This window comes from Streptomyces sp. NBC_00670 (assembly GCF_036226765.1).
Taxonomy (GTDB): Bacteria; Actinomycetota; Actinomycetes; order Streptomycetales; family Streptomycetaceae; genus Streptomyces.
Window position 1 is genome coordinate 1427221 of sequence record NZ_CP109017.1, and the last position, 13234, is coordinate 1440454.

Below are 13234 nucleotides of genomic sequence, written 5' to 3' on the forward strand. Positions count from 1 at the left end.
GCGCGCCCCCGGGATCACGCCTCGGCCGGAGCCTCGGCAGGGACCTCGGCCCCGTCGTCGACATCGACGTCGTGGTCGGCGTCCGCGGCGTTCTGCGAGCGGCCGGGGTGGGCCTTCGCCTCCGCCTTGCGGGCTTCCTGCGCCTGGCGGGCCTCGGCCATCGCCTCGGTCTTCTTCTTGTGCGGACCGAGAACCATGATCATGTTCCGGCCGTCCTGCTTCGGGTTCGACTCCACGAAACCGAGGTCCTGGACATCCTCCGCGAGCCGCTGCAGCAGCCGGTAGCCGAGCTCCGGCCGGGACTGCTCGCGACCACGGAACATGATCGTGATCTTGACCTTGTCGCCCTGCTTGAGGAACCGGACGACGTGACCCTTCTTGGTGTCGTAGTCGTGCGGGTCGATCTTCGGCCGGAGCTTCATCTCCTTGATGACCGTGTGCGCCTGGTTCTTGCGCGCCTCACGGGCCTTCATGGCCGACTCGTACTTGAACTTCCCGTAGTCCATGAGCTTGCACACGGGCGGACGGGCGTTCGCCGCGACCTCGACCAGGTCCAGGTCGTACTCCTGCGCAAGCTCCAGGGCCTTGGCAAGCGGGACAATCCCGACCTGCTCGCCGCTGGGACCGACAAGTCGCACCTCGGGAACGCGAATCCGGTCGTTGATGCGGGGCTCGGCGCTGATGGATCCTCCTCGGTTAGCACCACACGGCGGTCTGGCGGACAGCCGTGTTTCGTCTGGGTGACATGGGGACCAACCATCGCGGCGCATCAAAAATGCCCCGGACGGGACACAGGCGGGACTCCGAAGTGCCGGAGCACCGCCGCGGGTCGACCGCGGGGCGCGCTTTCGGACGACCGCACCGTCCGTACGGGGAAGTACGGAGCGATGACCGTCGTCTGACCGGTGACCCGCCGTCCCGGAGGGCGGTCGGGTGGGAGATCGGAGCCTCCACTTGTGGGCCGGACACATAAGTGTTCGGCCGGTCGTCACACAAGGTTAGCAGCCGGCGGAGGCACGCGCTAATCCGGTGTCCCCGGCTCCGGTGTCAAGGAGGTGGACGGCGGGCCCTATCGTGTTCTCCATGAGTGACACCTCTCCCTCGGACGGCCCCGGCACGCCCGGCTTCGACGACATGACCCGTGACATCGCCGAGGTCCCGGCGGTCGAGGTGATCGTGACCGTCGCGGTCAACCTGATGAGTGCCGCCGCCGTCAAGCTCGGGCTGACCGAGGAGGGCGACAAGTACAAGGACCTGGACGAGGCCCGCAAGCTGGTGACCGCCCTCGCCGGGCTGCTGGACGCCGGCGCGACCGAGATCAGCTCCTTCCACGCCGCCCCGCTGCGGGACGGCCTGAAGTCGCTCCAGCTCGCGTTCCGCGAGGCGTCGCTCGTCCCGGACGAGCCGGGCCAGGGCCCGGGCGAGAAGTACACGGGCCCGGTCTTCGGCTGAGCGCCCCTCCCCCTCCTCACCGCTTGGCGTACGGCCTTACCGCTTGACGTACAGCGCCTCGCCCGGCGGGTTCGTGCCCGCCGGGAGCAGGGCCAGATCCAGTCCGCGCACCAGACGGGCGCGCAGCGTCTCGTCGGCCGCGAGACGGCCGGCGACCGCGCGGGCGGCGTCCTCCGGAGCCCCTTCCGGGTCCAGGACGAGCGCCAGCGTGCCGTCGGCCCGGCCGGGGCCCAGATAGGCGCCGAGCACCGCGGGCTCGGCGGCGACGGCGGCCCGCACGGCCTCCCGTACGGCGGGATCGGCCAGCGGATCGGTCGTCGTACGCCCCTCGGCGAGCGCGCGGAGCGCCGGGCCGGTCAGCTCGTAGGGCACCGGCCCCGACAGGTCGAGCACGATCGTGTCCGCCTTCTCGTGCGCCGCGGCCTGCAGCGCCTGGTGCAGGGGTACGGCGACGGGGCGGGCGGCCGGGTCCCAGCGGGCGAGCGACTCGGTGGAGGTGAACGCGGGCAGCGCGGTGCGCCCGCCGGCCTTCAGCGTGGGCACGGCCATGTCGCTCGTCTTCTCCCGGCGCAGCCCGTTCTCGTCCTCTTCCACCTCTCCGAGTACGGCGACGACGGGCACGAGGAGCCGGGCGCCCTTGAGCGCCGCCAGGACGGGCCCGTGCGCGGAACGGTCCTCCGCCCAGGCGGCGAGCGCGGCGCTCAGCGCGGGATCGGCGGTGCCGTCGTCGTCGGAGAAGCCGGGGTCGGGGATGTTCTTGTTCGCCACGGTCACCGACCCTATCGGGGGCGGGCGGCCCGGGCCCGTACGGGCCCGGGCGGGCCCGGCGGTCCGGGCGGGCCCGGCGGTCCGGGCGTTCACGGTTTTCTCAGGGTTCCCTGATCCCTGTCTCATGCGCGTCCCACGGGGCGCACAGCGGGTGCTCCGAGCATCGCGGGCATGGAGTCCCGAAGAGCGTCCCGCCGCCGCGCCCGCCCCTCCCGGCGCCGTCCCCTGCTCGTCACGCTCCTCGTGACCGCCGCCGTCGCGGGTGCCACGGCCGCGGGCACGGTGTACGTGCGGGGGCAGGCGGACGGTGGCGGGCACGCCGTATCGTCGCCCTCGGCGTCGGCGTCCGACGCGGGTCCGGACGCGGCTTCGGCTTCGGGGAGTGGGGAGGCTTCGGTGGAACCTGCGACGGATGCGTCGGTGGACCGGGGCGAGGCGCTGGCCGCGGCGATGAAGGGGATCGCCCTGCCGGACGGGGTGCGGGTTTCAGTGGCCGTGCTCGACGTGGACTCCGGTGAGCACGCCGAGTACGGCGACGCGGCGTTCGACACGGCGAGCATCGTCAAGGTCGACATCCTCGCGGCGCTGCTCCTCCAGGCGCAGGACGCCGACCGGTCGCTGACCGCGCGGGAGAAGACGTACGCCACCGCGATGATCGAGAACAGCGACAACGCCTCCGCCTCCGCGCTGTGGGACACGATCGGGCGGGCGGACGGTCTCGACGCGGCCAACAAGCGGTTCGGGCTGACGGCCACACAGGGCGGCGACGGACCGCTGTGGGGGCTGACACAGACCACCTCGGCCGATCAACTGCTCCTGCTCCAGCAGGTGTTCGGCGAGGGCACGGCGGCCGGTGACCCGCTCCTGAACGAGGCCTCGCGGTCGTATCTCCAGGGGCTGATGGGCAACGTCGAGACGGACCAGAGCTGGGGGGTGTCCGCGGCGGCCGGTTCGGCGTCGGCGGCGTACGCCCTGAAGAACGGATGGCTGGCGCGGAGCACCACGGGACTGTGGGACGTCAACAGCGTCGGGCGGATCACGGCGGCCGGCGGGGACCACTGTCTGGTGGCCGTGCTGTCCGAGGGGCACACCACGCAGGCCAAGGGGATCGCGGTGGTGGAGGCCGCGGCCCGCGCGGCGGTCGGGGTGCTCGCCGGGGCCGCGTAGGGGACCCGGTCAGACCGGGCCGTCCGACGGGTGCCGGGTGCGCCACAGGACCACGGCCGCCACCAGCAGGACCGCGCCGAGGCCTCCCGCGAGAGGGCCCGCCCAGCCGGTGGAGCCCCCGTCGTCGTCCGTGCCGTCGGGGCCGGGGCCGAAGTACTTCTCGGGGTAGGTGGCGGCGTGCGGCTGCCGTGGTTCCATCCGGGCCGCCGCCTTCAGGGCCGCCGCGGGGTCGACGAGGCCGAAGCCGCGGGCGTCGTCGCGGCCACCGGTGGGGGCGTTGCGGGCGGTGTCCTCCAGGAGCTGTTTGACCTGGGCCGGGGTGAGGTCCGGGTGGACGGCCTTGACCAGGGCGGCCGCACCCGAGACGAACGCGGAGGCGGCGCTCGTGCCCCAGCCCTCGTAGTACTGGCGGTCCGGGTCGGCGATGACGACGTCCACGCCGGGCGCGGCGACGGTGGCGTACCAGTGCCGGGTGGAGAAGGCGGCGCGGGTGCCGTAGCGGTCGACGGCGGTCGCGGCGATCACGCCCGGGTAGGCGGCCGGGTAGGAGATGTGGTCGCCCTTCTCGCCGCCGTTGCCCGCGGAGGCGACGACGACGGAGCCCCGCTTCAGCGCGTACTGGACGGCCTCGTCCTCGGCGGGTTCGGGGTGGGCGGACTCGGAGTCGTCTCCGAGGGAGAGGTTGATGACGTCGGCGCCGTGGTCGGCGGCCCAGCGGATCCCCTCGGCCAGGGCGTTGCCCCGGGTGTCGCGGGCCTTGGCGCGGGCCGGGTCGCCCTCCTCCAGGATGACGCGGACGGGGAGGATCCTGGCCTCCGGGGCGATGCCGAGGACGCCGTCGGTGTCGCCGGCGCCGTGTCCGTGACCGGCGATGATGCCCGCCATGGCGGTGCCGTGCCGGGCCCAGGGGCGGTCGCCGCGGCCGGCGCCGAAGCCGATCATGTCCTTGCCGGTCAGGACGTTGCCGGCCAGGTCGGGGTGCTGGTCGTCGACGCCGGTGTCGAGGACGGCGACGGTGACGCCCTTGCCCTTGGTGGTCGCCCACGCCTCGCTGGTGTGCATCGCGTCCAGGGCCCACTGCTGGGCGCGGATGCCGTCGGCGTGGGCGGTGCCGGCGGGGGTGAGGGCGACGAAGGCGGCGGCGAGGAGGGGGGTGAGGAGGCGGGCGGCTCGGCGGCGGGTACGGCGCGGGCGGGGGGTGCGGGAGTGAGGGGTGCCGGAGTGAGGGGTGCGGGTGCGGGTCGTCATGACGGTTCCTCCGTGGCGGAGGCGACCGCCGTGCGCAGCTTGCGTTCGACGCGGTCGGCGAGGCCCTTCGCCTCGTGGCCGAGGCCGGCCTGGGCGGGCGCGGTGGTGGCGCCGGACTCCATGGCCTCCGCGGCGGGTTCGGGGTCCGTGACCGTACGTCCGTCGGCGAAGCCGGAGACGGCGTAGACGACGACCGGGGCGTCCGTGAGCACGGACAGGGTCCACGAGGCGCGCTGGGCGTCGCCGAAGCCCGCGGCGACGGTGTCCTTCGCGGCGTACGGGCGGGGCATCAGGTCGGCGCGGCGGTCCAGGCCCTGCTTGGCGAAGCGGGCCTTCAGGGCGGTCATGGCGGTGGCGTCGGCGCGGGTGAACAGCAGGCCGACGGTGGTGACATGGCTGCGGGTGGCGTCGGTGTACGTGGCGCGCAGGAGCCGGAGGCAGCCGACGGGGGCGAGGGCCTTGCGCAGCAGCGGGTCGAAGGCGTGGGCACAGGTGGTGTCGGGTGCTACGGCGACGCGGGTCCAGGTGCGGTCGGAGCCGCCGGGGCCGGCGCCGTCGCCGTCGACGATAGGAGGGAAGAGGCGGTCGACGGGGAGGGTGTGCCAGAGGTCGGCGGCGGCGGTGTAGGTGGTGCGGGCGTCGTCGTCGGACGGGTCGCCGCCGGTGAGCCAGCTGCCGGTGGCCGCGCCGCCGAGGAGGCCGATGCCCAGCACGAGGCAGGCCGCCGCTGCGGCGGCCCTTGTGCGTATGCGGTCGCCGAAGGGGTGGAGGTGAGGGTGAGGGTGAGGGTGAGGGGGGTGGGTGGTGCGGGTGTCGAAGGTTTGGGGGGTGGCGAGGGTGATGTGGGGGCGGGTCGGGGTGGGGGGAGGTGGTGGGGGTGGGAGGGGGTCGGTGGTTTCGACGATTCCGTCGGTGGGGTGGGGGGTGGGGATGGTTGGCGGAGCCGGCGGAATTGGCGGAGCCGGTGGGGCCGGCTCGGTCGGCGGAGCCGGTGGGGTTGACGGAGCCGGTCGAGTCGGCGGGGCCGGTGGGACGTCGGGGAAGCGGGCGGTGGCTGCGGGGGGTGGGAGGGTGGGGGTGGGGTGGGCGTAGGGGTGGGCGGTGCTGTCGGGTTTTTCGTCCCCGTCCTTGCGGGGCTGCGCCCCCGCACCCCGCTGTGTGGGGGGCTTCGCCCCCGGCGCGGGTTCGGGGCTCCGCCCCACGGCCCCAGGGGGCTCTGTCCCCTGGGCCTCCGGGGGCGAGGGGGCCGGGGCGCGGTGTGCTTCCGTGCTCATGGGTCCCTTCCCCCGTTTCCTCTGTGGGGGTTGCCCCCTCACCGCGCGTCACTCTACGGGCTGAACCCGTCCCCACGGGAACCAGTCGGGGATGCCAGGGCCTTTGGCCCGGAACGTCCCCTACCCTGCGGTAATCACTTCTGGCAGGCTTCGGACATGACCGCCCGTGCCGCAGACCGTGCCCGGTACGACCGGGCCACCGCCGCTCTCGACGCCCCCGTCGCGATCGTCGACCTGGCCGCGTTCGACGCCAACGCCGACGACATCCTGCGCCGCGCGGCGGGCAAACCGGTGCGTGTCGCCAGCAAGTCCGTGCGCTGCCGGGCCCTGCTCGAACGGGTCCTCGCCCGCGAGGGCTTCGCGGGCGTCATGTCGTACACGCTCGCCGAGTCCCTGTGGCTCGCGCGCTCCGGCTTCGAGGACGTGCTCCTCGCCTACCCCTCCGCCGACCGCGCCGCCTACGCCGAGCTGACGGGCGACCCCAAGCTGGCCGCCGCCGTCACCGTCATGATCGACGATCCCGCCCAGCTCCGGCTGATCGACGACGCCCGCGCCGGCGGCACCGAAGAGGTGCGCGTCTGTGTGGAGTTGGACACCTCGCTGCGGCTCCTGGGCGGCCGGGTGCGGATCGGCGCCCGCCGTTCCTCCCTGCACTCCCCCGCCCAGCTCGCCGAGCTGGCCCGCACGGTGACCCGTACGCCCGGCTTCCGGCTGGTCGGGATCATGGCGTACGAGGGGCACATCGCCGGTGTGGGCGACGCGGTGGCCGGGCAGCCGCTGCGGTCGCGGGCGGTGCGGCTGATGCAGTCGGCGGCCCGCCGTGAGCTGGCCGCACGGCGCGCGGAGGCCGTGCGCGCGGTGCGGGCGGTCGCGCCGGAACTGGAGTTCGTCAACGGCGGTGGCACGGGCAGCGTGCAGTACACGGCCGCCGAGGACGCGGTCACCGAGATCGCGGCCGGCTCGGGCCTGTACGTGCCGCGGTTGTTCGACAACTACACCTCGTTCCGGGGCCGTCCGGCCGCCCTGTTCGCCCTGCCCGTCGTGCGCCGGCCGGGCGTCGGCGTGGTGACGGTGCTCGGCGGCGGCTACCCGGCGTCGGGCGCGGCCGGCCGGGACCGGCTGCCCGTGCCGTATCTCCCCGAGGGGCTGCGCTACGACCCGCAGGAGGGCCCCGGCGAGGTGCAGACCCCGCTGCTCGGCTCCCCCGCCGACGATCTCCTGATCGGCGACAAGGTGTGGTTCCGGCACGCCAAGGCGGGCGAGCTGTGCGAGCGGTTCGACGCGCTGCACCTGGTCGAGGGCGACACCGTCACGGCGACCGTGCCGACGTACCGGGGCGAGGGGCACACCTTCCTCTGAACCGAGCGGTACCCGCGGCCGGTTCTACGCGTCCGGGCCGATGCTGCTGCCCACCCCGCCGTCCGCGGCCGCGTCGCCGACCGGGCGGATGCCCTTGGTGATCCGGTCCATGTCGGCGAGCGGCGGCCCGTCGGCGCCCGCGTCGAACGCGAAGCGGACGAGGACGGGCGCCTGGGAGCCCGTGCTGGAGGGGAAGGCGAGGGACTCGACGTAGCCGCCGGAGCCCTTCGCCGTGGTGACGCGCCAGCGCACGTAGTACCCGGCCCGCCCGGCCACCGCGATCTGGCCCTGGTCCACGAGGCGGTGGGACGTGATGCCTCCGTAGGGGCGGTCGCCGGCGCCGTCGCGGTCGTACTCGGCGTCCGCCGCGTCCTGGATGTCGCCCTTGGCGAGCGTCTCGGGGGTCGAGTCGTCGCCGGCCCGGGCCGTGCGGGACAGCACGCGGCCGTGCCGGCACACCCCGATCGAGTCGCCGGGGCACGGGTAGCTGCCGGGGGTGGTGAGCACGATGTCGTCCTCGGCGACGTTCTCGGGCCGGGTCCAGCCGTCGAGGACGGGGAAGGTGATGCCGTTGAGGTCGTCCACGACGACCGAGGAGTCGGCGGTGGCGGACGGCGAGGGTGCCCCGGCTCCGGTGGACTTCCCCGACGCGGCGGCCGGGGATCCGGGGTCCGACGCCGTGGCACCGGCCCGCCCGCCTCCGTCATCGCCGCCGTCGCCGCCGTCCCGGCCGAGGACGAACACCCCGGTCACCAGGCACACCACCAGTACGACCCCGGCCGCGACGAGGGCGACGACCCTGCCGCGGCGGGAACCGGAGGCTGGGGCGAAGTCGCCGGTGGGCACCACCGGCGGCTGCGGCCGTCCCTCCGGTGTGCGCCGGTGGTCGGTCCACGCGGTCCCGTCCCACCAGCGCTCGACCAGCGGGTACGACGGGTCCCGGTACCAGCCGGGCGGCGGCGCACTGCTCATCCCGGCACTGTAGAGCCTGCCCGGCCGGTCACCGGAGCGGTCCTCAGGAACTCGTCGCGGCCTCCGGCCCGTACACCGTGTCCTTCTGGTCCGGCACCACGGAGCCGTCGTCGCGGCGCACCGGTCCCCGGCCGCCGTCGGGCTCGTTGTACGCGGTCGTCGAGCAGGGGTACGGGTCGGCCTTGCGGGGCAGCGGGTCGATGAACATGGGGTTGATCACCCAGCGGCCGTCGGCGTCGTCGTAGGCCCGGCACATGATCTCGGCCTTGTTGCGGTTGAGGACGAGGTGCGCGCCGACCGCGTCGCCGACGAAGGTGACGTCGGTGTCGGCGTCGCCGCCGCCGATCACGATGCGGTGGGCCCGGTTCTGCTTCTTCCAGGCGGCGGCGCCGTGGACGCCGTAGATCTCCTGGTTGATCCAGCAGCGCTTGCCGTCGATGTACGGGATGGCCGTGCCCTTGTTGACCGGGACGTCGCCGCAGCCGGTGTTGTACGTGGTGATCCGGCCCCGGCGGTCCAGGACCGACCGGATGGCGACGGTGTGCGCGGCGTCGACGCCGACGCCCGGCGCCCACACCTCGGTGACGGGCTCGGAGCCGGCCGAGACGATCCAGACGTCGAAGCCCGCCTTCTTCAGCGTGCGGATCAGATCGCGCTGCTGCTCGTAGTAGCGGACGTAGCCCGGGATGGTGTGCGTGCCCAGCGTCTGAGTGGTGCCGACGGGTGCGGCCAGGGCCTCGGTGCGGGCCTGGCGCGCGTAGGAGGAGAGTTCCGCGACGGTGTGGCCGGCGAAGAGCTGCGGCACCCAGGCGTACTGGGGGACGGTGCGCCGGTGGTTCCAGGTGCCGGTGAAGGCGGCGGCGCCGCTCATGGTGGTGGCGTTCTCGCGGATCTCGAAGATCTCGTCGGTGCAGTCGGTGTCGGTGGAGGTCGGCAGGGGCGCGCCGACGGGTACGTCGGTGCCGCACGCCTCGGTGAGCGCCCGGTCGGCGGCGTCGGTGAGCCAGGCGCTGGTGTCCTTCCAGCGCGCGGGGCGCAGGATCTTGTCGTGCTTGAGGGACCAGGCGAGGGTGGCGTCGGTGACGTCGTTCTTGGTGATCGTGTTGTCCCAGTCGAACGCCGCGACCGGGCGGTGACCGTGGTGCCGGCCGCCGTAACAGGTGCCGTAGGCGTCGATGACCTGCTGGAGCCGTTCGCGGTTGGCGCCGTACCAGTCGGTGGTCAGCCGCGGGCAGTTGTCGTGGGCGGCCGTGGCGTGGATGTTGTCCGTCGTGTCCGCGGGTGCGGCGGCCGCCGCGGCCGACGGTGCGGCCGCCAGGGCGGCGGCCGCGGCGAGGGTTGCTGTCGTCCGGATGATCGTGGGGGTGATCGCTCGTCGGAGTCGCATGGGACCGGGACGCTACACCCGCGGACCGCCGTGACTACAGAGGCGTGACGTAGGCCCCCGAGATTCCGCCGTCCACCAGGAAGTCGGTGGCGTTGACGAAGGAGGAGTCGTCGCTGGCGAGGAAGGCGACGGCGGCTGCGATCTCCTCGGCCTCCGCGAACCGGCCGAGCGGGATGTGCACCAGGCGGCGGGCGGCGCGCTCGGGGTCCTTGGCGAACAGCTCCCGCAGCAGCGGGGTGTTGACGGGTCCCGGGCACAGCGCGTTGACGCGGATGCCCTCGCGGGCGAACTGCACGCCCAGTTCGCGGGACATGGCGAGGACGCCGCCCTTGGATGCGGTGTACGAGATCTGGCTGGTGGCGGCGCCCATCCGGGCCACGAACGACGCCGTGTTGATGATGGAGCCCCGGCCCTGGCGCCGCATGTGGGGCAGGGCGGCCTTGCAGCACAGATAGACGGAGGTGAGGTTGACCTCCTGGACCCGCTTCCAGGCCTCCAGGCCGGTCTCCAGGATGGAGTCGTCGTCGGGCGGGGAGATGCCCGCGTTGTTGAAGGCGACGTCGACCGAGCCGTAGGTGTCGTGGGCGGCCCGGAACAGCGCCTCGACCTGGTCGGGGTCGGTGACGTCGACGGGGACGAAGAGGCCGCCGGTCTCCTCGGCGGCGGCCCGGCCGCGGGTCTCGTCCACGTCGCCGCAGACGACGTGGGCGCCCTCCGAGGCGAGCCGGCGGGCGGCGGCGAGGCCGATGCCGCTGCCGGCTCCGGTGACGACGGCGGTACGGCCGACGAGTCGGCGGCAGATGACGTCCTGGGACGTGTCGGTCGTGTCGCTCACTGTGCGGGGCCCTCCGTGGAGATGAAGACGTTCTTGGTCTCGGTGAACGCGGTCAGGGCGTCCGGGCCCAGCTCACGGCCGATACCGGACTGCTTGTAGCCGCCGAACGGGGTCCAGTAGCGGACGCTGGAGTGGGAGTTGACGGACAGGTTCCCGGCCCGGACCGCGCCCGAGACGCGCAGCGCACGCCCGACGTCACGGGTCCAGATCGAGCCCGACAGGCCGTAGGGCGTGGCGTTGGCGAGACGGATCGCGTCGGCCTCGTCGTCGAAGGGGAGGACGACGGCGACGGGGCCGAAGACTTCCTCGACGGCGACGCGCGCCCCGGCGTCGACACCGGTGAGGACGGTGGGCGGGAACCAGAAGCCGGGGCCCTCGGGTGCCGTGCCGCGCAGGCCGGGGGCGCCGGGGTCGACGTAGGACCGGACGCGGGCGAGCTGGGCGGCGGAGATCAGCGGGCCCATGTCGGTGGCCGCGTCGGCGGGGTCGCCGACGCGGACGGCCTCGATCGCGGGGGCGAGCAGGTCCAGGAAGCGGTCGTGGACGGAGCGCTGGACGAGGATGCGGGTGCGGGCGCAGCAGTCCTGGCCGCAGTTGTCGAGGAAGGACATCGGCGCGGCGGCCGCGGCCGCTTCGAGGTCGGCGTCGGCGAAGACGAGGTTGGGGCTCTTGCCGCCGAGTTCGAGGGTGATCCGCTTGAGGTGCGCCGCGCCCTTCGTCCACACCTGTCTGCCGACGGCCGTCGAGCCGGTGAAGACGATCTTCGCCACGTCGGGGTGGTCGACGAGGGCGGCGCCCGCGACCGGTCCGTGGCCGGGCAGCACCTGGAACAGGTGTTCCGGCAGCCCGGCCTCCAGGGCGAGTTCGGCGAGGCGGAGCGCGGTGAGCGGGGTGGTCTCGGCGGGTTTGAGGAGGACGGCGTTGCCGGCCGCGAGGGCGGGGGCGGTGCCCCAGGCGGCGATGGGCAGGGGGAAGTTCCAGGGCGCGATGACGCCGACGACGCCGAGCGGTTCGAGGATCGTGACGTCCAGGCCGCCGGGGACGGGGATCTGGCGGCCGGTGAGCCGTTCCACTCCCCCGGCCGCGTAGTCGAGCAGATCGCGGACGTTGCCGGCCTCCCAGCGGGCGTTGCCGACGGTGTGTCCGGCCTCGCGCACCTCCAGGGCGGCCAGTTCGTCGACATGCGCGTCGACGGTGGCGGCGAAGCGGCGCAGCAGCCGGGCGCGGTCGCCGGGGGCGAGGGCCGCCCAGCGTTCCTGCGCCCGCCCGGCCCGTACGACCGCCGCGTCCACGTCGGCGGGGCTCGCGGCCGGGACGGTGGCGAGGAGTTCCCCGGTGGCGGGGTTGAGCACCCGGAGCGCGCCCCGCGGTTGTTCGTTCAGCGTGTCCACGGCGGGCCTCTCACATGCGTTCGAAGGAGCGGCGCAGCTCCCAGTCGGTCACCGCGGCGTCGAACGCGGCGAGTTCGACGCGCGCCATGTTGCGGTAGTGGTCGACGACCTCGTCGCCGAAGGCGGCGCGGGCGATCGGGCTGTGCTCCCACAGCTCGGCCGCCTCGCGCAGGGTGGTGGGCACGTGCGCGTAGTCGGCGGCGTAGGCGTTGCCCGTGCAGGGCTCGGGGAGGTCGAGGCGGTGCTCGATGCCGTACAGCCCGGCGGCGACCATTCCGGCGACGGCGAGGTAGGGGTTGACGTCGCCGCCCGGCACCCGGTTCTCGAACCGCCGGGAGTGGCCGTGGCCGACGACCCGCAGCGCACAGGTGCGGTTGTCGTGGCCCCAGGCGACGGCGGTGGGGGCGAAGGAGCCGGGCTGGAACCGTTTGTAGCTGTTGATGTGGGGTGCGTAGAGGAGGGTGAAGTCGCGGAGCGCGGCGAGCTGTCCGGCCAGGAAGTGCCGCATGGTCTGCGACATGCCCTCGGGTCCGTCGCCGTCCATCACGTTGGCGCCGTCGGCGTCGGTGAGGGAGAGGTGGATGTGGCAGGAGTTGCCCTCGCGCTCGTTGTACTTGGCCATGAAGGTGAGCGAGACGCCCTCCTGGGCGGCGATCTCCTTGGCACCGGTCTTGTAGAGGGCGTGCTGGTCGCAGGTGACCAGGGCCTCGTCGTAGCGGAAGGCGATCTCGTGCTGGCCGGGGTTGCACTCACCCTTGGCGGACTCGACGGTGAGCCCGGCGCCCGCCATCTCGTTGCGGATGCGGCGCAGCAGGGGTTCGACGCGGCCGGTGCCGAGGATCGAGTAGTCGACGTTGTACTGGTTGGCCGGGGTGAGGCCGCGGTAGCCGGCGTCCCAGGCCTGTTCGTAGGTGTCCTTGAAGACGATGAACTCCAGCTCGGTGCCGATCTGCGCGCGCCAGCCGTGTGCGGCGAGACGTTCGAGTCCGTGGCGCAGGATCTGGCGGGGCGCGGGGACGACCGGTGAGCCGTCGTGCCAGGTGAGGTCGGCGAGGGCGAGCGCGGTGCCCTCGTGCCAGGGGACACGGCGCAGGGTGGCGAGGTCGGGGCGCAGCACGAAGTCGCCGTAGCCCCGCTCCCAGGACGACATCGCGTAGCCGTCGACGGTGTTCATGTCGGCGTCGACGGCGAGGAGGTAGTTGCAGCCCTCGGTGCCGTGCTCCAGGACCTCGTCGCAGAAGAAGCGCGCGGCGAACCGCTTGCCCTGGAGCCGCCCCTGCATGTCGGGGAAGGCCAGGACGACGGTGTCGATCTCGCCGCCCGCGACGAGGGCGTGCAGCTCCTCGGCGGCGAGCGGGGGTGTGCGGTCTGCCACGGGAAG

General features: G+C 73.7%; 11 protein-coding genes and 1 pseudogene. 3 read left to right on the top strand and 9 right to left on the bottom strand.

The features are described 5' to 3' along the window. Window positions 1-14: 14 nt before the first annotated feature. Window positions 15-708, bottom strand: a pseudogene (infC, locus tag OIE12_RS06325) (translation initiation factor IF-3). Between the two features lie 375 nt (window positions 709-1083). On the opposite strand from infC, the gene OIE12_RS06330 reads away from it, so the two are divergent. Beyond that, entirely contained in the window at window positions 1084-1452 is a 369-nt protein-coding gene (locus tag OIE12_RS06330; RefSeq protein ID WP_329132593.1) for a DUF1844 domain-containing protein, read from the top strand. A 36-nt stretch (window positions 1453-1488) separates the two neighbouring features. Here the strand turns inward: OIE12_RS06330 and OIE12_RS06335 are convergent, their stop codons facing one another. After that, a complete protein-coding gene (locus tag OIE12_RS06335; protein ID WP_329132595.1) occupies window positions 1489-2220 on the bottom strand; it encodes an SseB family protein in 732 nt (243 codons plus the stop codon). 171 nt (window positions 2221-2391) lie between these two features. On the opposite strand from OIE12_RS06335, the gene OIE12_RS06340 reads away from it, so the two are divergent. Continuing rightward, window positions 2392-3387 carry a serine hydrolase gene (locus OIE12_RS06340; RefSeq protein WP_329132597.1) on the top strand — a complete coding sequence of 332 codons (996 nt, stop codon included), beginning with the start codon at window positions 2392-2394 and terminating at the stop codon, window positions 3385-3387. A 9-nt stretch (window positions 3388-3396) separates the two neighbouring features. On the opposite strand, the gene mycP is transcribed toward OIE12_RS06340, so the two are convergent. Both mycP and OIE12_RS06350 read right to left on the bottom strand, forming a co-directional pair. Further along, a complete protein-coding gene (gene mycP, locus OIE12_RS06345) occupies window positions 3397-4635 on the bottom strand; it encodes a type VII secretion-associated serine protease mycosin (protein WP_329132599.1) in 1239 nt (412 codons plus the stop codon). Continuing rightward, window positions 4632-5348: a hypothetical protein gene (locus OIE12_RS06350; protein WP_329132601.1), complete on the bottom strand. Its 717-nt coding sequence runs from the start codon at window positions 5346-5348 to the stop codon at window positions 4632-4634. Before OIE12_RS06350 ends, mycP begins: the two co-directional genes overlap by 4 nt. A 717-nt stretch (window positions 5349-6065) precedes the next feature. Between OIE12_RS06350 and OIE12_RS06355 the strand changes: the two genes are divergently transcribed. Then, on the top strand, window positions 6066-7268 hold the full coding sequence (locus OIE12_RS06355; protein ID WP_329132604.1) for an amino acid deaminase/aldolase: 1203 nt from the start codon (window positions 6066-6068) through the stop codon (window positions 7266-7268). Between the two features lie 24 nt (window positions 7269-7292). Here the strand turns inward: OIE12_RS06355 and OIE12_RS06360 are convergent, their stop codons facing one another. The 5 genes from OIE12_RS06360 to OIE12_RS06380 are packed head-to-tail and all read right to left on the bottom strand — an operon-like array spanning window position 7293 to window position 13228. Further along, a complete protein-coding gene (locus OIE12_RS06360; protein ID WP_329132606.1) occupies window positions 7293-8240 on the bottom strand; it encodes a DUF2510 domain-containing protein in 948 nt (315 codons plus the stop codon). A 43-nt stretch (window positions 8241-8283) separates the two neighbouring features. Then, window positions 8284-9627, bottom strand: coding sequence for a haloacid dehalogenase-like hydrolase (locus OIE12_RS06365; protein ID WP_329132608.1), 1344 nt, complete (start codon window positions 9625-9627; stop codon window positions 8284-8286). Window positions 9628-9661: 34 nt separating this feature from the next. Then, window positions 9662-10462 (bottom strand): 3-oxoacyl-ACP reductase, encoded by an 801-nt coding sequence (locus OIE12_RS06370; RefSeq protein WP_329132610.1) that lies wholly within the window; start codon window positions 10460-10462, stop codon window positions 9662-9664. After that, the gene (locus OIE12_RS06375) at window positions 10459-11844 is read right to left on the bottom strand and encodes an aldehyde dehydrogenase family protein (RefSeq protein WP_329141746.1); all 1386 of its coding nucleotides are present in this window, start codon (window positions 11842-11844) and stop codon (window positions 10459-10461) included. The genes OIE12_RS06370 and OIE12_RS06375 overlap by 4 nt, the downstream gene beginning before the upstream one ends. Window positions 11845-11863: 19 nt before the next feature. Next, window positions 11864-13228: a glutamine synthetase family protein gene (locus tag OIE12_RS06380; protein ID WP_329132612.1), complete on the bottom strand. Its 1365-nt coding sequence runs from the start codon at window positions 13226-13228 to the stop codon at window positions 11864-11866. Window positions 13229-13234 lie beyond the last annotated feature (6 nt).